This is a genomic window from Halobacillus sp. Nhm2S1, from assembly GCF_019599545.1.
Classification (GTDB): Bacteria; Bacillota; Bacilli; order Bacillales; family Halobacillaceae; genus Halobacillus.
The window spans coordinates 427,975-447,107 of record NZ_JAIEZV010000001.1 but is presented as its reverse complement, the minus strand read 5'-3'; the positions used below and the strand labels follow the sequence as shown (position 1 = coordinate 447,107).

The window sequence follows — 19,133 nt, the reverse complement described above, 5'->3', positions numbered from 1 at the left end:
AAGGACGTGTGTACTTATTGAAAAGTGATGATTTATTTTATAGATGGAACGGATCCATTACATGAAAAGAAATAGGAGAGGAGGAATGGGTACATGTATGAATTAGGAAAACAATCCTATTGGTTAAAGAGGATGTTGGCGTCAGATCCTGGTCATAAGCGGCTGCAGCAGGCTGGGAAAGCGACACTCAGTGTCATCTCGGCTGTATTCACTACCTTGCTGATATTGAACCTGCTGGGGCAGGATCCGCTTCTCCCTGCAATCATTTCCGGCGCCTGTGGGCTGCTGGGCATCATGGCAGTTATGGATGATACCAAAAAGGAAAAGCAGGGGACGACACTTTTGCTTCCTTTATCAGCTATCTGTGGAGTGACGCTGGGTTCTCTCCTTTCCTGGAGTGCCGTGCTCGTATCCGCATTGATGATTTTGATCATCTTTTGCAGCTTTTATTTTTCTAAATTCGGCAGTCGTTATTTTTCATTAGGGATGATCGGTTTTATAACCGTATATTTTTCTTCCTTCTTAAAACTTCCTCCTGCACAATTCCCATGGTTTTATGGTGCGATTTGTATAGGGGTCAGCTACGCTTTCCTATATAATTTCATTATTTTCCGAGATACGGCTCAGCAGCTAAAGCGTAGTGTCCAATCTTTTCATAGGCAGGCGAACCTGACTTTTGAACTGTTGGCAGATGTTATTGAGGATCCAGACACGAACCATTTTCGCTCTAAGAAATTGACCGAAAATGTAAAAAAGTTGAGGGACTATGCCAATCATGTGTCCACAGATTTGAATGCGCAAAACATTAAAGGAGTCTGGCCAGGAGTTCGTACGGAACAATTGCGGTTATATGTGTTCGATACGGCAATGTTCGTCATGACCCTTTCAGATAGTTTAGAGAAATTGAAGAAAAGCGGAGCGCTTGAGACAGAAGAAATCCGAATGATCCTCTTCCGTCTCATTCGTACATTGCAAAAGTCAGAAGTCCTTAAAATGGAACAGGAAGAGAAGCATCTTGCTGAAGCCGAACGTGTAATACACGCGTTGAGGAAGTTGATTGATCAAAGATTTGGGGAACATGAAACAAGGCCTGAGGGATGGCTCTATCTGCTTCGCAGGATTGAGGCGATTGCTACACATGTGACGGAGGGAGCCCTCGCCATCAAATACAGTGGCGAACATGATTCCGGTGATGAATGGTCCGAAGAAAAGAAAGCAGCAGAAAAGGAAGATGAAAATAAGGGGATGGAGCCTTCAACGAAAAAGGCGATTCAATCGGTGATTGCCGGAACGATTGCTGTCATTGTCGGTCATTTGATCTCTCCTATCCAACCCTACTGGGTGTTGCTAACAACCTTCATCATCCAATTGGGCACCCCGACCGTCGGGCGCACATATCTAAAAGGTTTGGAAAGGTCAATTGGCACGGTAGCCGGGGCGATCATTGGTTTCTTTTTAGCGAAATCTGTGTCGGGTCAATCGGAGTTGGAAGTAGCCCTCATTTTTGCGGTTATTTTCTTTGCCTTTTACATGCTTCCGGTCTCCTACACAGTCATGAGTATGTTCATCACCATGCTCATCGCCTTCATGTATGACCTCATTCTTGGTGGAATCAGCTATGCATTGCTACTTGCACGGGTGGTCGATACAATTGCAGGAGCAGGCATTGCTCTAGCTGCTGCGGCCTTTATATTCCCTACACGGACGCTTGATAAAATGAAGGAACAGTTGGTTGATTACTTAGAGGATCTCGAGGGTTATGTCCTTTCATATATTCAAAATTTCCGCCGTTCCGAAAGCATGAAGGGGCTTGCGGATCTCGCTTTTGAGATGGATGAGAAGATTCAGCTGCTTGAAGAGGATGCAAAGCCTGCCCTGCAGAGGCCTGGAGCTAATAAATATTCCGGTATTCCCCGGCTGCTAATGTCGTTTACGGCTATTAATTATTATGCGAAACAGTTAGTGGCGTCCACGTACCAAAAGGATTTTCATCGTTCCGAAGAAATTACAGAGGCTCTCAAGCGAACGGAAAAGGTGTACAAGCACAACATTCGCACAATCATGGCGGTATTGAATGGGGAAGTCATGAGTGGGCAACTGTTTAGACTTCAACATGAGCGGGAAATGATTGAACGGTTTGCCCCAGGACATAAGGATGGGCAGGGGGATATTGTCCACCATCTGTTTTATATTTGGAAAATCAATCAAGCTTTGCTTGCTGTTGGAGAAAGAATGGGGCTTGAAACAGTAGAACGGATGGAAGAATAGAAGCAGCACGTGTGAATTTTCACACGTGCTGCTTTTCATTTATCTGTTTCGATCGTAAGGACTTTCTCCAGCTTTGGAGATCGTAATTCGTTCTTCTCCTGAAGCTGGTTGAACCGCATCCCTGCTCTTTTTCGGATTGCGTTTTGATTTTGAATTCTTCGGCATAAAGGCAACCTCCTTCATCATATTCAGTTGCCTTTATATTATTTGTTATCCGGGCCTGTGGTATGTGAAAATCCCTGTGCCATTTATAGGCACAGGGATGAGGGTTCAGTCTTTTTTCTTTAATCTTTTAATGAAGGTTGAATCAGGTGTCACGAACAACGTCTGTTGCTGGTCATAAGTGACGAACCCAGGTTTCGCTCCTGACGGCTTCTTCACATGCCGGATACGCGTGTAGTCTACTGGAACGGAGGAAGACTTGCTTGATTTACTGAAATTCGCAGCAAGCTGTGCGGCTTCAAACAACGTATCTTCGCTGGGGTCTTCGTCTCTGATAACGACATGCGAGCCGGGAATGTCTTTAGCGTGAAGCCAAATATCCATTTTATTTGCCATGCGGTTCGTCAGATATTCGTTCTGCTTGTTGTTACGCCCTACATAAATCAACGTACCATCCGTTGATTCAAAACTTTCCGGCTTCGGTTTTTGGGGTTTGTTTTTACGGTTCCCTTTCGCAGCCGTTTTTTTCTTTAAGTACCCTTGTTCACGCAATTCTTCTCGAATTTCCTCGATATCTTCTTCCCTGGCCGATTCGACTTGTTGAAGGAGTCGATCGAAGTAAAGGATTTCGTCTTCTGCTTTTCGGATTTCCTTTTGGACGACTTCTTTGGATTTCTTCATTTTCGTGTAGGTTTGAAAATAGCTTTGGGCATTTTCACTCGGCGTTTTATTAGGGTTGAGTTCAATTGTCATTTCTGATTGATCTGGATCGTAGTAGTCAACGACCGTCACCGATTCGTCTCCTGTTTTGACCATATGCATGTGTGCAGTCAAGAGTTCGCCGAGTTTCTGGTACTCCTCGGCGGATTCAGATTTCTTCAGTGTTGTTTCGTGTTTCTTTATTTTACGTTTGTTTTTATCCCGTTCATTTTTTAAGAAACGGTGCAGATCTCCTGCCTGCTGCTTCACACGGTCGCGCTCAGCTTTCCCGGAATAATAATCATCCAGCATCGCACTTACGCTGTCGAATCTTTCTACATCATCTGAAAAAGCGTGTAAAGGAATCACATAGAACTGTTCTTTTTCTCCCCGATGGATTTGTGGCTCATACGCGTGGCTCAGAATGATCTCTCGTATTTCCCGGTAAGCTTCTTTTACGGCCTGTGACCCACCGAGTCCAGCCCGATGCACGATTTCCTTTGTTATCATCGGTGAAAAACCCATCACCACATTCAAAATTTGTTTATCCATTTTGCCTGAGTTAAAGTCCAATTTTCTAATGAACGAATCTGGTTCAAGGTCCACAGGGTTGATTTTCCCTTGTTCTGGTGGGAGTTTATAAGGCTGGCCGGGCATAATCGTCCGGTGCCGGTTTTGGGAAGGGGGCAAATGCTTGATGCTGTCGAGCATATGTCCTTCATCTTCATCAACCAGCAGGATGTTGGAGTGTTTTCCCATCACCTCAATAATGAGGGTTTTCATTGTTTCATCCCCGACTTCGTTACGGGTGCGGATATGGAACTTCACAATCCTTTCCATGTCCACCTGTTCAATGCGTTCGACAAACCCACCAATTAAATGCTTTCGTAGGAGCATGCATAGCATGGGTGGTTCTTTAGGGTTATGGTATTGATCGTCCGTCAAATGAAAGCGAGCATAGCTCGGGTGGGCGGACAATAATAGCGTATGTTTTTTTCGATTGGAACGGACCGTAAATACGAGTTCCGTTTCGGTTGGCTGATAAATTTTCATAATACGTCCGGACTGAATCGTTTCATTCAATTCATTCGTGATCGCCCGGGTTACAATTCCGTCAAAAGACATCGTCTTCACCTCTCTACTGTTAGAAGTATAGCATGAGTAAAGCTTGTTATTCTAAGATTTTTCTTTACGTAAACGCAAACATTCGCAACGTTATACTTTCTTTTGCTAAAATGGAGGGTGCATTCATTTTACATATAGGTGATGATCGTAATGATAAAAAGTATGACAGGGTATGGAAAGAGTACGGTGGAAGTCAACGAAACAAAGATACATGTAGAGATCCGGTCTGTGAATCATCGTTTTCTGGATATGACATTCAAGATGCCCACCGCCTTGCTGTTTCTGGAAGATCGTCTGAAACAAGTCGTCAAAAGCCGGTTAGCCAGGGGGCGCATCGATATCTTCGTATCCCTTGAAGGAGAAGATTTGGTTGAAAAGAAAATCGATGTGAATTGGGAAATGGTCGATCAATATATTACACGCTTGAAGGATATTCAGCGCCGTTATGAGTTGACGGGGGATATTTCTATTGATATGGTATCCAAGTTAGACCATGTTTTTTCGGAAAAAGAGATGGAAAACGATTCAGATGAGTGGAAAGTGGCTTTATTAGAAACCATGGATGACGCTGTTAGACAATTGGTTGAGATGCGGACGAAGGAAGGTCACAAGTTACACGATGATCTTGAAAAACGCATCGCTAAAGTCCGGTCATGGTTGAACAGCCTGGACGAAAGGCGGCCGATGTTAATCGAAGAGTATAAAGAGAGGATTCGGACCCGCGTAGAAGAATACACCAAAGAGCAAATCCGCCCCGATGAAACGAAAATCCTCCAGGAAGTCGCTTTGCTTGCAGAGAAAGGGGACGTCACCGAAGAGTTGACAAGACTACAGTCCCACTTCACTCAATTTGAAAGCACCCTTTTCTTAGATGAGCCTGTTGGAAGAAGACTGGATTTTATTGTGCAGGAAATGCACCGTGAAGTGAATACAATCGGGTCGAAATCCAATGACGGCAAAATGACGGAAATGGTTGTGAATTTGAAAAGCGAGATTGAAAAGATGAAAGAACAAGTACAAAATGTCGAATAACAATTGTGTTTATGCCTAGTTTTTTCATATAATAGAGGTAGTCATAAAAGTGCTTGGTCAGAAGAAGGAGGAGTCAGCTTTGAGCTTGAAATTAATCAATATCGGTTTTGGAAACGTGGTATCTGCGAATCGTATTATTTCTATTGTTTCGCCTGAATCCGCTCCGATCAAACGTATCATCACGGTCGCCCGTGACAATAATAAATTAGTAGATGCTACATATGGCCGCCGTACGCGTGCGGTCATCATTACAGATAGTGATCATGTCGTCCTTTCAGCCGTCCAGCCGGAAACCGTCGGGCAGCGTGTCATCAGTAACGACGAGATCTCAGATGAAAACTAGGAGGACTTTTTGCAGTGATTGATCAGAAAGGTATTTTATTCATCCTTTCCGGCCCATCAGGTGTCGGAAAAGGAACGGTACGTAAAGCATTATTTGAGCAGTCGACAGATCTGCGCTATTCCATATCCATGACCACTCGTGATCCAAGGGAGGGTGAAGTGGACGGGGTCGATTACTTTTTCAAATCAAGAGATGAATTTGAGAAATTAATCAGTGAAGGCCAATTGATTGAACATGCGGAATATGTGGGAAACTATTATGGTACCCCCCGTCAATACGTGGAGCAGACATTGAACGAAGGCAAAGACGTCTTTTTGGAAATTGAAGTTCAGGGAGCACTCAAAGTAAGGGAGAACTTCCCTGAAGGCGTGTTCGTATTTTTGATTCCACCTTCTTTGGAAGAATTGAAAGACCGCATTGTTAACCGCGGCACGGAAACGGAAGACAAAGTGAAAAACCGCCTGAAAGCAGCGAAAGAAGAAATTGATATGATGGATGCGTATGATTATGTCGTCGTGAACGATCAGATTGACAATGCTGTGACGAAAGTGAAATCGATCGTTGCCAGTGAACACTGCAAACGTGAACGTGTCGCCCATCAATATAAAAAAGCATTGGAGGATGAATAATCATGATGTTAGAACCGTCCATTGATTCCCTACAGAAACAAATCAAATCAAAATACACGCTTGTCACGCTATCTGCGAGAAGAGCGCGTGAATTGAAACAAGGAAGCGCGCCGATGATCGATAATCCGACTTCCCACCAGCAAGTCGGTGTAGCGCTTGAAGAGATCCGCGATGGCAAATTGAACTATATCGAAGCGGATGAAATCCAAGAACGAACAGAAACCACATAAGAACATCGAAACAACGTAGGAAAAGCCGCGCTTCTTCATTGAATCAGCGCGGCTTTTCCTACGTGTTTTAGTGACAACATTTTTCAAGTACAGGGGGCTATCAGATGTTGAATGGAAAAAAGATCGTCTTAGGAGTATCAGGTGGAATCGCCGCCTACAAAGCAGCCGCTTTAACCAGCAAACTCGTTCAAGCTGGGGCAGTCGTTAAAGTAATCATGACAGACAGCGCTCAGAATTTTGTATCCCCGACTACTTTTCAGGCATTGTCCAGACAGCCTGTATATACCGATACCTTTGATGAACAAGATTCTTCTCAAATCCAGCACATTGATGTCGCTGACTGGGCGGATCTCTTCTTAATCGCCCCCGCGACTGCCAATGTAATCGGAAAGCTCGCGAACGGTCTCGCTGATGACATGCTCTCGACGACCTTACTTGCGACCGAGGCACCTGTTTATATCGCGCCAGCAATGAATGTCCATATGTACAGTCACCCGGCTGTGATGAAAAATTTAAAACAACTCGATGCATGGGGCTTCCGCTTCATCGAGCCCGGCGAAGGTTACCTTGCTTGCGGCTATGTAGGAAAAGGACGCTTGGAGGAGCCCGAGACCATTGTCGAAGTACTTAGGAAAGAATATCAACGCCCTCAACCACTCAAAGGAATGAAAGTACTCATAACAGCCGGCCCTACACGTGAACAGATCGATCCAGTACGTTATTTCACGAATCCATCGACGGGCAAAATGGGGTATGCGCTGGCGAGAAAAGCTAAGCAGCTTGGCGCTGACGTGACTCTTGTTTCTGGTCAGGTAGCTTTGGAACCTCCCGTTGGTGTGCATGTGATTCCAATTACAACCGCTCAGGAAATGTATGAGGAAGTCTTGAAAGCTTATCCAGATCAAGACCTTGTCATTAAGTCGGCAGCGGTAGCCGATTACCGGCCAAAAATCACTTATGATCAAAAGATGAAGAAGAAACCCGGGGACTATGTCGTCGAGATGGAGCGGACGAAAGATATTCTCATGGAGCTGGGAGATCGTAAAGAACATCAATACTTAATTGGCTTTGCTGCAGAAACGACAGATGTGGAAAAATACGGAAGAGAGAAGATGGCTAAAAAGAATCTCGATGCGATTGTCATCAATAATGTATCCGAAGAGGGTTCAGGGTTTGGCACGGACACGAACGCCTCCTTGTTTATTACCAAAAAAGGGGAAGAGATGACGTATCCATTAATGAGCAAAGACGAGCTCGCTGAAAACATTCTTATGGTGGCCAGCGGGGAGATGGAGAGTGAAAACCGGTGATTGCAAACGTAATCGTTGATGTACCCTCACAAAATACGAACCGTCCTTTTGATTATGAAATACCTGAAAAATTCGAGGGGATCGTTCAGCCGGGGGTACGGGTCATCGTGCCTTTCGGGCCACGCAAAATTCTGGGGTATGTCGTCTCTCTTTCAGAAACAAGTTCTTTCTCTTCCGTAAAGAAAATCACAGATGTTCTTGATGTTATACCAACCTTGACGGAAGAACTTCTCCAACTTGGAAAGTGGTTATCGAAAAATACGTTGAGCTACTACATCTCCTGTCTTCAGGTCATGCTTCCTCAGGTGATGAAAGCTAAATATCGAAAAGAACTCTGGAAATTGACTGAAGAACCCCTCGGTACTGAACTGGACCCTTTATTTGATGGACGGGCAGTTGTTGATTTTGAGGAATTTGAGAAATCAGGCATCGGATACCATACCCTTCGGAAGCACATGAATGATGGAGCCGTGGATGTCCATTATGAAGTGAAAAGCCGGGAAACAAAGAAAACGATGACGATGGTCGAGCCCTTGTTAAATCCGATGGCATTAGAGGAGAAGCTTGAAGATCTATCCCCACAAGCCAAAAAGCAGCGGACCATCATCGAGTATTTTCTGGAGTACCCGGATGCGATGGAGAAGAGGAGGCTTTTGGATATTCTATCCACCACACCCGCCTCATTGAAACCGCTGATTGAACAAGGGATGATCCGGGAATTCAAGAAGGAAGTTTTCAGAGATCCATATGGTGACCGAGACTTCGAACGTACTCAGCCTTTCCCGCTGACAGCAGAACAGGAAACAGCCATCGAGCCGATCCTTAAGACCATCGAAGAAAACGTTCATGACGTTTTTCTTCTTCATGGAGTGACCGGAAGTGGGAAAACGGAAGTGTATTTGCAGTCGATCCAGGAAGTCATTGATAAAGGCGAGGAAGCCATCATGCTGGTTCCTGAGATTGCTTTGACTCCGCAAATGGTTGAACGCTTTAAAGGGAGGTTCGGCTCAAAGGTCGCCGTCCTTCACAGTGCTTTATCGGCGGGAGAAAAGTACGATGAATGGCGTAAGATCCAGCGCAAGGAAGTCCAGGTGGTTGTCGGAGCAAGGTCTGCTATTTTCGCTCCGTTTACGAACATCGGCTTGATCATTATTGATGAAGAACATGAAACGAGTTATAAGCAGGAAGATCGGACACGTTATCATGCGAGAGATGTCGCCATTGAAAGGGGAAAAACCCATCAATGCCCGGTCGTTTTAGGGAGTGCAACACCAGCTCTCGAAAGTTATGCCAGAGCTGTGAAAGGCAATTATCAACTGTTGACGATGAAAAAGCGTATGAATGAGGCAGTCATGCCCACGGTGGATCTCGTTGATATGAGAGAGGAACTTCATAGTGGAAACCGCTCGATGTTTTCCATCTCGTTGAAGGAAAAGATCGAAGAAAGGCTTTCCCGAGGGGAGCAGATCGTTCTTTTTCTAAATAGACGTGGCTATTCGACCTTCGTCATGTGCAGGGACTGTGGTCACGTGAGTGAGTGCCCGCACTGTGACATTGCACTTACGTATCATAAAAGGCAGAATCGTCTGAAATGCCACTATTGTTCCCATGAAGAACCTATGCCGTCGGAGTGCCCGGAATGTGAGAGCAAAACCATCCGTTATTTCGGTACAGGGACACAAAAAGTGGAAGAGGCGCTTCAGGAGTTGATCCCGGAAGCACGTGTCATCCGGATGGACGTCGACACGACAAGGAGAAAAGGGGCCCACGAACGGCTGCTTAAAAAGTTCGGAGAAGGACAAGCAGACATCCTGCTCGGCACGCAGATGATCGCTAAAGGACTGGACTTCGGAAACGTAACCCTTGTCGGTGTTCTTGCCGCCGATGCCCTTCTCAACCTGCCTGATTTCCGTGCATCAGAAAAAACGTTCCAATTGCTCACCCAGGTAAGCGGACGGGCAGGCAGACATGAGAAGCCCGGAGAAGTCGTTGTCCAAACGTACACACCGGAGCATTATAGTATTGAACTTGCCAGCCAGTATGATTACGAACAATTCTTCAATGAAGAGATGAAATTGAGGAAAGCTTTCCGCTATCCTCCATATTTCTTCTTGACACTTTTTACAATTTCACACCCCAACCAATTGAAAGTGCAGGAAGTGACACAGAAAATCACCATGTTCATGCAGCAGAAGCTTTCCGACCAATCGTATGTCCTCGGGCCTACTCCTTCTGCGCTCACCAGGATCAATAATAGATATCGCTATCAATGCATGATAAAATACAAGAAGGAACCTGAGCAGCGAAAGTTCGTTGAACGGATATTGCACTATTACGAAGATGAAATGAAACAAGAAAATGGTTTGCAGATCACGGTGGATTTCCAACCGTATCAGCTGATGTAAGCAAGAAGGGAGCAACAAAGTCATGACACGAATCGCATTTATGGGGACACCGGATTTCGCCGTACCTGTCCTTGACCGCATCATTGAAGAGGGGTATGAGGTTGTCCTCGTTATTACACAACCGGACCGACCGAAAGGGAGAAAGAAAACGATGACCCCTCCTCCAGTCAAGGTAGCAGCGGAGAAACACGGGATCCCAGTATTTCAACCAGAAAAAATCAAAGAAGAATATCAAGAAGTTCTTGCTTACGATCCCGACTTGATCGTAACCGCTGCCTTCGGTCAAATTTTACCAGAAGCTTTACTCAAGGAGCCGAAACATGGATGTATCAATGTCCATGCCTCCTTACTGCCTGAATTCCGAGGTGGTGCACCCATCCATTACAGCATCCTTGAAGGAAAGCAGGAGACTGGCGTCACCATCATGTATATGGTTAAACGCCTCGATGCAGGGGATATGCTTTCAAAAGTGACGGTGCCGATCGAAGACGATGATCATGTAGGAACGCTCCATGATAAACTTTCCGTCGCCGGAGCGGACTTGTTGGCGGACACGCTGCCGAAGTTATTGAGCGGAGATATTACCCCGGAAGAGCAGGATGAATCCAAAGTCACTTTCGCTTCCAATATCAAAAGGGAACAGGAGCTCATTGATTGGAGCAAAGAGCAACAAACGGTCTATAATCATGTGCGTGGTCTTCATCCATGGCCGGTCGCTTACACGTACTGGAACGGCAAGCCGATGAAAGTCTGGTGGATCGAAAAAGTGGAAGATACATTCAGGGAAGCCCCTGGGACAGTTGTAAGAATCGATGAAGATGGGTTTCTTGTAACCACAGGTGGAAATAAAGCCGTAAAGGTCGTTTCCCTCCAACCTTCTGGAAAGAAAAAGATGGACGGGCAGGCGTTTATTAATGGTGCTGGACAGTCCTTACAGGTCGGCGAGCGCCTGGGTGAGACGCATGACTAAGTATGCATTAAGAGAGTCAGCCCTGGATCTCCTTACTCGAATCGGTGAGCAGGGCGGATTCAGTCACGTTTTGCTGGACCGGGAGATTTCTAAACAAAAGCTTTCCCGCCAGGATGGTGCATTGTTAACGGAAATCGTATACGGTACACTCCAACGCCGGGATTTGATCCACTATTCCATCCAGCCTTATATTGCCAAGCAGAAGAAAATAAAGCCATGGGTCCGCTGGCTGCTTTATATGTCGGTTTACCAGATGATCTTTCTTGAAAGAGTACCGGACCATGCCATTATCCATGAAGCCGTGGAAATCTCCAAGAAGCGCGGACATAAAGGGATTTCTTCATTTATGAATGGCGTACTTCGGAACGTCCAGCGCAAAGGTGTTCAAAGCCTGGATAAAATCGAAGATCCAGTAGAGCGAATGGCGATTGAAACCAGTCATCCTCAATGGCTCGTGAATCGATGGGTTGATCAGTATGGCATGGAAACGACAAAAGCGATGTGTGAAGCGAACAATCAACACCTCCCTATGTCGCTGAGAGTCCAGCCGCTTAGAATTTCACGTGAAGAGGCGATGAAGCAGCTGCAGGAGGATGGATTCAGAGTGGAAGAGAGCGCTCTCTCCCCTCAAGGCTTCCTTGTTCTTGAAGGTGCGATTCTCTCGCATCCCCTTTTCCAAGAAGGATATGTAACCGTTCAAGATCAGAGTTCTATGCTTGTAGCGGAAATGATGGATCTTGACAAGGGATTGACGGTGCTGGATGCCTGCAGTGCACCTGGAGGTAAAACCACCCATATCGCTGAAAAGATGGAGGATGAGGGAGAAATCGTCGCTTATGACTTGCACGAGAAAAAAGCGAAACTGGTAAGTAAAAAGGCTGAACAACTGCAGCTCACATCGATTACTGCCAGTCAGGCTGACTCAAGAAAGCTTGGAGAAAAACACACTCCGGGCACTTTTGACCGTATCTTACTCGATGCTCCTTGTTCCGGTCTTGGAGTTTTACGTGGAAAGCCAGATATTAAATACCATAAAAAAGAAGAAGATATTTTCTCCCTAAGAAAGATCCAGGATGATCTATTGAAAGAAGTTGCGCCACTACTTAAGCCTGGAGGCAAGATTGTCTATAGTACATGCACGGTTGACCGTCATGAAAATGAGGAAGCTGTCAAGCATTTCTTGAGTCAAAATCCGGACTTTGAAGTGGATCCTGCTTTCTTTGAGGAGCTTCCAGAAGCCCTTCAGGAATCGCAGGGTCTTACCGAAACAGGTCTTCAGCTTTTCCCTCAAGATTGGGATACAGATGGATTTTTCTTAACCCGATTGTATAAAAAGTAAAGAATCTTAAATTGAATAGCAAAGCCGTGGGGGTGGAATCTGATTCCAATACTCGGATTCCTATCCTTCAGGCAGAGTGTAAGATACCACCTAAGAATGAACACCCATGTTTAGTCTAAGTTATAAATATGAGGCAGGTGAGACCATGATAGGTTATTACGAAACAGATCAAGGGAAAGTCAGAATTCATAATGAGGATGCCGGCGGGGTTTTTAAAAACGATGCAGGCCAGGTCCTTGCCATCGTAGCAGACGGAATGGGGGGGCATCAGGCCGGTGATATTGCCAGTCAGATGACGACCTCACACTTACATAAAAAATGGCAGGAAGCCAAGCTCATTGATACTCCTGATCAAGCTGAAAATTGGATCAAAGAAGCGGTCCTCTCTGCGAACAATGAAATCAAAGCCTATGCCAATGAACATGAAGAATGCGCAGGCATGGGAACGACAGTTGTCGTAGCGTTGTGTACAAATGAATTTGCGACGATCGGTCATATTGGAGACAGCCGCTGTTATTTTGCTAATGCTTACGGCTTTAAAGTGATCACAGAGGACCATTCCCTCGTGAACGAACTTGTGCGTTCCGGACAGATTACCGAAGAACAGGCCGAGCACCATCCCAGGAAAAATGTATTGTTAAAAGCGCTTGGGACAGAATTTGAATTGACAGCCGATGTGAAAACAATGGAATTCGAGGAGGATGACCGCCTTCTATTGTGCACAGATGGCTTAACCAATAAGGTTAGTGATGAGGAATTAAGTGAATTGAAAACATTTGAAGGGGAATGGTCGTCATTTACGAAGCAGATGATCGATCTTGCGAATGAGCGTGGAGGGGAAGATAATATTACGCTTGCAGTCGTCCATCATCATCCTTCTTCCGACCAGAAAGAAGGTGCGGAATAATGTTGAATAACCGTCTCCTTAATGACCGTTATCGTGTACAAGAGATGATCGGTGGCGGCGGTATGGCGAATGTCTACCTTGCTCATGACACGATTCTGGACAGGGATGTCGCCATTAAAGTACTGCGACTCGAACATGGAAATGATGAGGAGTTTATTGCTCGCTTTCATAGAGAGGCACAATCAGCTACGAGTCTTTCTCATCCAAATATCGTCAACATTTACGATGTCGGAGAGGAAGACGACATTTATTTTATGGTGATGGAGTACGTCGATGGAATGACGTTAAAGCAGTACATTCAACAACATAGTCCAATCGATGTGTCTGAAGCGGTGGATATTATGAGGCAGATTGCATCTGCAATCGCTCATGCGCATGATAATGGAATCGTTCATAGGGATATTAAACCGCAGAACATTCTTATTGATCATTATGGTCATGTGAAAGTAACGGATTTCGGAATTGCCATGGCCCTCAGTGCGACGGCCTTGACTCAGACTAACTCTGTGCTTGGTTCTGTTCATTATCTATCGCCTGAACAAGCGCGGGGCGGGATGGCAACAAAAAAATCTGACGTCTATTCACTCGGTATTGTTTTTTTCGAATTACTGACAGGCAGGCTCCCTTTTTCCGGAGAATCTCCTGTCTCGATCGCTTTAAAGCATCTTCAGCATGAAACACCGTCCTTGAAAAGATGGAATGCGGATCTGCCTCAAAGTGTTGAGAATATCGTTTTGAAATCAACGGCCAAAGATCCTTTTCATAGGTACGAATCGGTATTGGAGATGGAGCATGAGATTGAAACTTCTCTTGAACCATACCGCGCTAATGAACCGGTATTTACTTTACCCGATGATGGTGATGAAGAAAAAACCAAAGCCATCCCAGTGATTACAAATGAAGCATACGGAAATTCAACCGAAGAAGATACGATCATCAATACCAGTGATCATAAGCCTGTCAGCCCTACGCCTGCATCGCCTACTAAAACCTATAAGGAGACACCTCCTTCAGCTCCTCAAGCTGACGAGAAGAAACAAAAGAAAAAGCGGAAAGTGTGGCCCTGGTTCCTTACAGTTATTCTTTTGTTATTGATCGGGGGACTTGTGGCATTATTTACAATCCCTGGGATCATCCAGCCGGCGGATGTGGAGATTCCTGATCTTGCAGGAGAAGAGTATGAGGCGGCTTATAGTGAACTCAGTGACTTGAACTTGACTGTGAAACGAGAAACGCGTTTTTCCGATGAAGTGGAAGAGGGCGATGTCATTGAAACAGACCCTGAAGCTGGGATGACAGTGAAGGAAGGTTCCGAGGTAACCGTATATCTTAGCAACGGTAAAGAACGCGTGGATTTCCCTGATTATACCGGGCAGGATTATGAACAGGTAAAAGAAGAGTTGGAGAGTAAGGGGTACAGTGGTATCGATTTAATTGAACAAACAAGTGAGGAACAACCAGCAGGAGAAATAATTGCTCATGTAAGTCCAAGCCCTGGTACAAGTGTCATTCCAGATGAGACCACGGTGACCTTCCGGGTTAGTTCTGGAGTGGCTAAAGTTGAACTTGCGAGTTTAGTGGACGCGAATGAGAAGTTTGCCACAGAATACCTCCAAAGAAATAACTTGAAATTTGAAGTGACACGTCAATTTTCCGAAGAGGAAAGGGAAGGCATTGTGATTAGACAGGATCCTGCTGCTCAAACAGAAGTAGAGCAAGGGTCTACCGTAAACTTAGTCATTTCTAAAGGGCCTGAGCCAAAGCCTCCTAGAGATGAAACCGTTTCTATTGAAGTTCCGTATGAACCGGCAACGAATGAGGAAGAAGGCCAAGGGGATGGCGAGCAAGAAGGAGAGCAGCCGGAACCCGAGGGTCAGGAAGTATTGATTTACGTCAATGATGCTAATCGAGACGGAAGTACACCGGTGATTAGTGAAACGATTACCGAGACGAAAACGTTTGAAATTACACTAACCATTGAACCGGGAGAAGTAGCCACCTACTATGTAATGAGGGACGGAGAAGTCTATCAAGAAGAAGTGGAAGTACCGTATTAAGAGGTGAAAAGATGCCAGCAGGAAAAATTATTAAATCATTGAGCGGGTTCTATTATGTCCTTTGTGAAGGGGAGATTTATCAATGTCGTGGAAGGGGCAACTTCCGTAAAAAGAAAGTCACCCCTTTAGTTGGTGATCTAGTAGAATTCAAGGCGGAAAATAAAGAAGAAGGTTACATCTTATCCATTGAAAACAGAAAGAATGAGTTGGTCAGGCCTCCAATATCGAATGTTGATCAGGCGTTAATCGTCACTTCTGCTGTTCACCCGGATTTCAATGCTTTATTACTGGATCGCTTTCTCGTCCTTGTGGAAGAAAAGAGGATTGAGCCTTTTATTGTCATTTCCAAAGTGGACCAATTGGATGAACAACAAATGGAAGTGATGGAAAGCTACAAATCCTTGTATGAAAAAATCGGCTATCCAGTTATTTTATCTGCTGTAGACGATACAGAAGCTATGGAACAAATTGAATCTCACCTGGCTGGGCGTACAACGGTGATTGCCGGTCAGTCCGGTGTCGGCAAATCCTCCTTGCTTAATTCCATCGATCCTAGACTCTCCATTGATACTGATGAAATATCTGAGAGTCTGGGCCGCGGGAAGCATACAACACGTCACGTAGAACTTTATGAAATAGCAGACGGGCTTGTAGCAGATACCCCTGGTTTTAGTTCATTGGAATTTGGCGAATTGGAACTTGATCAACTGCCTGAGTGTTTCCCAGAGTTCGTAGAAGTACAGAATGATTGTAAATTTCGAGGTTGTTTGCACAACAAAGAACCGAAGTGCGCAGTCAAAAAGGCCGTAGATCACGGGCAGATATCCGATCAACGGTACGAGCATTATTTACAATTTTTAAATGAAATACAGAATAGAAAGCCGAGGTATTGAACATGACAAAAATTGCACCATCCATTCTAGCTTCTGATTTTTCAAAACTTGGAGAAGAAATCAAGGATGTCGAACGTGGAGGAGCGGATTATATCCACGTAGACGTCATGGACGGACATTTTGTTCCTAATATTACAATCGGCCCACTAATTGTGGACCACATTCGTCCGGTAACCGACCTGCCTCTTGATGTCCATTTGATGATCGAAAATCCAGACCAATACATTGAAGCTTTTGCCAAAGCAGGATCTGATATCATCACCGTTCATCAGGAAGCATGTCCACACCTCCATAGAACAATTCAATTGATCAAAAGCCATGGGGTAAAAGCAGGAGTCGTCATCAATCCAGCAACTCCAGCGGAAGCCATTCGCCCGATTCTCCAGGATGTCGATCTTGTCCTATTGATGACGGTTAACCCAGGATTTGGGGGGCAATCATTTATTCAGTCGGTCGTACCAAAAATTGAACAAATCTCCCAGTGGAGGGAAGAAGAAGGACTTTCCTTCGAAATCGAAATAGATGGTGGAGTGAAAGTTGATACAGCTAAACTTTGCACAGACGCTGGAGCGGATGTGCTTGTGGCTGGCAGTGCCATCTTTAACCAAGTAGATCGTAAAAAAGCGATTGAAGAAATTAGACAAGCGGCACAATAAATGAAAAACTCAAAGGACTCCGATCCTTTGAGTTTTTTATTGGCTTTTTTATTGGCATCCAGTTCAGAAATAAGTTACATTTTACAATAGAAGAAACCGTCCTATTGTAATATATAACAGGATTGTGAAAGACTTGATTTCGAGACTTTTGTTGAGTGGATGGGGGCTGCGGGGAATAACTCGCTTTCCGAGGAAGCTCGGCGCTCCCCCACAGGAAAGCGAGTATCTTCCCGGCCACTCCTGAATCTCATTATGGCAAACGAAGCCCGAAACATCTTGAAATTGGGTCTTTCACAAACAGCTGATCCTGAATAGTGAAGGATTGATTTTTTTATGGTGAAAGGTACAGGGAGGATGTTATGGATATGAAGAGAGTTATTGTTGTCGGTGGCGGACCGAAATCATACATACCGGATTTAAAAGCGTATGCATGTGATGAATGCATTTGGATCGGGGCCGATCAAGGAGCAGAAGTCCTCGTCGAGCAGGGAATAGCCCCCGACATTGCCATTGGAGATTTTGATTCTGTATCAGAAAAATCACTGGTTGAAATAAAAAAGAAATCCAAAAAAGTCCTAGTTTATCCAGATGAAAAGGATGAAACGGATTTGGAATTAGCAATAAATGAAGCACTCCGTTTAAAGGCAGGGCATATTCTATTATTCGGAGTGACCGGTGGTCGGATCGATCATTCTCAGGCGAACATGCAGCTTCTTTACCCCCTCATGGAGGAAAATGTAAAAAGTGCGATCATTGATCGACAGAATCGGGTGGAATTAGTCTCAGCTGGTGAGCATAAAATGGAAGCGGATGAATGTTATCCATATGTCTCTTTCTTGCCAGTGACGCTGGAAGTAACAGATATTACCCTCGAAGGGTTCTACTACCCTTTGGATCGTGCTTATCTTCCATTTGGATCCACCTTGTGCATCTCGAACCGACTGATTGAAGATACAGGTACTTTTTCATTTGAGTCAGGCATACTCTTAGTAATAAGAAGTACAGACTTGCCTACTTGAGGGTTATAAGGGAGTTCGCATTAGTTCATATAGGAGGAGGGGGCTCTTTTGAAATTTTATACCATCAAACTCCCACGGTTCGTCGGGGGTTTAGTGCGCGCAGTCATAAGTACATTTAAAAAAGATTAGGACCAAATCAAAATGGAGAGCTCCGGAGTACACATGGGCTGAGCTCCGGAGAGCACCAAAAGCGCCCGTTAACTTATCTTAGCAAATAAAAAAAGCACCCGGAAAGGGTGCTTTTTTTGTGAGCTTATAAGCTCTGTGTCAGCAATTATACGCGTTGTACTTTGCCGGACTTAAGTTCACGTGCTGTTACGTAAACTTTTTGAGGCTTGCCATCCACAAGGATGCGAACTTTTTGAACATTAGCTTTGAATTTACGTTTATTAGCGTTCATCGCGTGTGAACGGTGGTTACCTGAGCGTGTACCTTTACCAGATAGAACACTTCTGCGTGCCATGAAAATCCCTCCTGTTACATACATAAATCATCAGATACTTAGTAACTTTATCATATAGAATACGTGTTTGCAATAATCTAGTCAGAATTATATCAAGAATTTTTTCTTGACAGAACTTATGAATTGTTACACAGTATAGTAGGGATATCCAGGTCATTTTCTTACCATTGAACAGAAATTCATATCACATTTTTGTGTTATAATAGGGTAGGATTGAAGAGGATTAAAAGGAGGATCTATATATGTCTGTTGATTTAAATAACCAATATGGTCATATTACTATTAGCAATGAAGTCATTTCAACGATTGCTGGAGGAGCCGCTGTTGAGTGCTACGGCATCGTCGGTATGGCATCTAAAAATCAGATCCGTGACGGTTTATCTGAAATGCTCCGCAAAGAGAATTTTTCCAGAGGGGTCGTTGTCAGACAGGAAGAAGATCGCCTCCATATAGACATGTACATTATAGTGAGCTACGGTACGAAGATTTCCGAAGTCGCTCACAACGTCCAATCACAAGTAAAATACACACTAAACAAAACAGTTGGTTTGTCCGTGGATTCTGTGAATATCTTCATTCAGGGAGTTCGTGTGACGACCGAATAGATCGCGGTTGTAGTCAAAGGA

General features: G+C 44.7%; 19 protein-coding genes. 16 read left to right on the top strand and 3 right to left on the bottom strand.

Annotation, left to right across the window (positions count from 1 at the left end; all coding sequences use genetic code 11):
- Positions 1 to 93 precede the first annotated feature (93 nt).
- Positions 94 to 2,268 (top strand): FUSC family protein, encoded by a 2,175-nt coding sequence (locus K2225_RS02270; protein ID WP_220583296.1) that lies wholly within the window; start codon positions 94 to 96, stop codon positions 2,266 to 2,268.
- Between the two features lie 39 nt (positions 2,269 to 2,307).
- Here K2225_RS02270 and K2225_RS19960 read toward each other — a convergent pair whose 3' ends face one another.
- Together K2225_RS19960 and K2225_RS02265 are read right to left on the bottom strand one after the other, a co-directional pair.
- Positions 2,308 to 2,433: a hypothetical protein gene (locus K2225_RS19960; protein WP_255574117.1), complete on the bottom strand. Its 126-nt coding sequence runs from the start codon at positions 2,431 to 2,433 to the stop codon at positions 2,308 to 2,310.
- Positions 2,434 to 2,538: 105 nt separating this feature from the next.
- On the bottom strand, positions 2,539 to 4,254 hold the full coding sequence (locus K2225_RS02265; RefSeq protein ID WP_220583295.1) for an Rqc2 family fibronectin-binding protein: 1,716 nt from the start codon (positions 4,252 to 4,254) through the stop codon (positions 2,539 to 2,541).
- Between the two features lie 150 nt (positions 4,255 to 4,404).
- Between K2225_RS02265 and K2225_RS02260 the strand changes: the two genes are divergently transcribed.
- From K2225_RS02260 to spoVM, 14 genes are all read left to right on the top strand, one after another.
- Positions 4,405 to 5,286 (top strand): YicC/YloC family endoribonuclease, encoded by an 882-nt coding sequence (locus K2225_RS02260; RefSeq protein WP_220583294.1) that lies wholly within the window; start codon positions 4,405 to 4,407, stop codon positions 5,284 to 5,286.
- A 79-nt stretch (positions 5,287 to 5,365) separates the two neighbouring features.
- On the top strand, positions 5,366 to 5,629 hold the full coding sequence (gene remA / locus K2225_RS02255) for an extracellular matrix/biofilm regulator RemA (protein WP_027954142.1): 264 nt from the start codon (positions 5,366 to 5,368) through the stop codon (positions 5,627 to 5,629).
- A gap of 14 nt (positions 5,630 to 5,643) precedes the next feature.
- The gene (gene gmk / locus K2225_RS02250; protein ID WP_089654637.1) at positions 5,644 to 6,258 is read left to right on the top strand and encodes a guanylate kinase; all 615 of its coding nucleotides are present in this window, start codon (positions 5,644 to 5,646) and stop codon (positions 6,256 to 6,258) included.
- 2 nt (positions 6,259 to 6,260) lie between these two features.
- Positions 6,261 to 6,488, top strand: a complete 228-nt coding sequence (gene rpoZ / locus K2225_RS02245) for a DNA-directed RNA polymerase subunit omega (protein ID WP_220583293.1) — start codon at positions 6,261 to 6,263, stop codon at positions 6,486 to 6,488.
- Positions 6,489 to 6,592: 104 nt separating this feature from the next.
- Complete coding sequence (gene coaBC, locus K2225_RS02240; protein WP_220583292.1) at positions 6,593 to 7,798, top strand: bifunctional phosphopantothenoylcysteine decarboxylase/phosphopantothenate--cysteine ligase CoaBC; 1,206 nt, start codon at positions 6,593 to 6,595, stop codon at positions 7,796 to 7,798.
- Complete coding sequence (gene priA / locus K2225_RS02235) at positions 7,795 to 10,203, top strand: primosomal protein N' (RefSeq protein WP_220583291.1); 2,409 nt, start codon at positions 7,795 to 7,797, stop codon at positions 10,201 to 10,203. The genes coaBC and priA overlap by 4 nt, the downstream gene beginning before the upstream one ends.
- Before the next feature lie 22 nt (positions 10,204 to 10,225).
- Positions 10,226 to 11,173: a methionyl-tRNA formyltransferase gene (fmt, locus tag K2225_RS02230; RefSeq protein ID WP_220583290.1), complete on the top strand. Its 948-nt coding sequence runs from the start codon at positions 10,226 to 10,228 to the stop codon at positions 11,171 to 11,173.
- Positions 11,166 to 12,512 carry a 16S rRNA (cytosine(967)-C(5))-methyltransferase RsmB gene (gene rsmB / locus K2225_RS02225; protein WP_220583289.1) on the top strand — a complete coding sequence of 449 codons (1,347 nt, stop codon included), beginning with the start codon at positions 11,166 to 11,168 and terminating at the stop codon, positions 12,510 to 12,512. Before fmt ends, rsmB begins: the two co-directional genes overlap by 8 nt.
- 145 nt (positions 12,513 to 12,657) lie before the next feature.
- On the top strand, positions 12,658 to 13,419 hold the full coding sequence (locus tag K2225_RS02220) for a Stp1/IreP family PP2C-type Ser/Thr phosphatase (protein WP_220583288.1): 762 nt from the start codon (positions 12,658 to 12,660) through the stop codon (positions 13,417 to 13,419).
- Complete coding sequence (gene pknB, locus K2225_RS02215) at positions 13,419 to 15,476, top strand: Stk1 family PASTA domain-containing Ser/Thr kinase (protein ID WP_220583287.1); 2,058 nt, start codon at positions 13,419 to 13,421, stop codon at positions 15,474 to 15,476. Before K2225_RS02220 ends, pknB begins: the two co-directional genes overlap by 1 nt.
- A gap of 11 nt (positions 15,477 to 15,487) precedes the next feature.
- Positions 15,488 to 16,369: a ribosome small subunit-dependent GTPase A gene (gene rsgA / locus K2225_RS02210; RefSeq protein WP_220583286.1), complete on the top strand. Its 882-nt coding sequence runs from the start codon at positions 15,488 to 15,490 to the stop codon at positions 16,367 to 16,369.
- A 2-nt stretch (positions 16,370 to 16,371) separates the two neighbouring features.
- A complete protein-coding gene (gene rpe, locus K2225_RS02205; RefSeq protein WP_220583285.1) occupies positions 16,372 to 17,025 on the top strand; it encodes a ribulose-phosphate 3-epimerase in 654 nt (217 codons plus the stop codon).
- Between the two features lie 359 nt (positions 17,026 to 17,384).
- Positions 17,385 to 18,044, top strand: coding sequence for a thiamine diphosphokinase (locus K2225_RS02200; protein ID WP_370632682.1), 660 nt, complete (start codon positions 17,385 to 17,387; stop codon positions 18,042 to 18,044).
- 48 nt (positions 18,045 to 18,092) lie between these two features.
- Positions 18,093 to 18,173 carry a stage V sporulation protein SpoVM gene (spoVM, locus tag K2225_RS02195; protein ID WP_035505439.1) on the top strand — a complete coding sequence of 27 codons (81 nt, stop codon included), beginning with the start codon at positions 18,093 to 18,095 and terminating at the stop codon, positions 18,171 to 18,173.
- 145 nt (positions 18,174 to 18,318) lie between these two features.
- Here the strand turns inward: spoVM and rpmB are convergent, their stop codons facing one another.
- The gene (gene rpmB / locus K2225_RS02190) at positions 18,319 to 18,507 is read right to left on the bottom strand and encodes a 50S ribosomal protein L28 (protein WP_035505437.1); all 189 of its coding nucleotides are present in this window, start codon (positions 18,505 to 18,507) and stop codon (positions 18,319 to 18,321) included.
- A 242-nt stretch (positions 18,508 to 18,749) separates the two neighbouring features.
- On the opposite strand from rpmB, the gene K2225_RS02185 reads away from it, so the two are divergent.
- On the top strand, positions 18,750 to 19,112 hold the full coding sequence (locus K2225_RS02185) for an Asp23/Gls24 family envelope stress response protein (protein ID WP_220583284.1): 363 nt from the start codon (positions 18,750 to 18,752) through the stop codon (positions 19,110 to 19,112).
- Positions 19,113 to 19,133: the final 21 nt, after the last annotated feature.

What these genes read in the sequence shown, in the direction of transcription:
- rpoZ (WP_220583293.1), top strand. Translation starts at nt 6,261, where the DNA reads ATGATGTTAGAACCGTCCATTGATTCCCTACAGAAACAAATCAAATCA.
- rsmB (WP_220583289.1), top strand. Translation starts at nt 11,166, where the DNA reads ATGACTAAGTATGCATTAAGAGAGTCAGCCCTGGATCTCCTTACTCGA.
- fmt (WP_220583290.1), top strand. Translation starts at nt 10,226, where the DNA reads ATGACACGAATCGCATTTATGGGGACACCGGATTTCGCCGTACCTGTC.
- rpmB (WP_035505437.1), bottom strand. Translation starts at nt 18,507, where the DNA reads ATGGCACGCAGAAGTGTTCTATCTGGTAAAGGTACACGCTCAGGTAAC.
- pknB (WP_220583287.1), top strand. Translation starts at nt 13,419, where the DNA reads ATGTTGAATAACCGTCTCCTTAATGACCGTTATCGTGTACAAGAGATG.
- rpe (WP_220583285.1), top strand. Translation starts at nt 16,372, where the DNA reads ATGACAAAAATTGCACCATCCATTCTAGCTTCTGATTTTTCAAAACTT.
- K2225_RS02260 (WP_220583294.1), top strand. Translation starts at nt 4,405, where the DNA reads ATGATAAAAAGTATGACAGGGTATGGAAAGAGTACGGTGGAAGTCAAC.
- K2225_RS02265 (WP_220583295.1), bottom strand. Translation starts at nt 4,254, where the DNA reads ATGTCTTTTGACGGAATTGTAACCCGGGCGATCACGAATGAATTGAAT.
- K2225_RS19960 (WP_255574117.1), bottom strand. Translation starts at nt 2,433, where the DNA reads ATGCCGAAGAATTCAAAATCAAAACGCAATCCGAAAAAGAGCAGGGAT.
- K2225_RS02270 (WP_220583296.1), top strand. Translation starts at nt 94, where the DNA reads ATGTATGAATTAGGAAAACAATCCTATTGGTTAAAGAGGATGTTGGCG.
- rsgA (WP_220583286.1), top strand. Translation starts at nt 15,488, where the DNA reads ATGCCAGCAGGAAAAATTATTAAATCATTGAGCGGGTTCTATTATGTC.
- coaBC (WP_220583292.1), top strand. Translation starts at nt 6,593, where the DNA reads ATGTTGAATGGAAAAAAGATCGTCTTAGGAGTATCAGGTGGAATCGCC.
- K2225_RS02200 (WP_370632682.1), top strand. Translation starts at nt 17,385, where the DNA reads ATGGATATGAAGAGAGTTATTGTTGTCGGTGGCGGACCGAAATCATAC.
- K2225_RS02185 (WP_220583284.1), top strand. Translation starts at nt 18,750, where the DNA reads ATGTCTGTTGATTTAAATAACCAATATGGTCATATTACTATTAGCAAT.
- K2225_RS02220 (WP_220583288.1), top strand. Translation starts at nt 12,658, where the DNA reads ATGATAGGTTATTACGAAACAGATCAAGGGAAAGTCAGAATTCATAAT.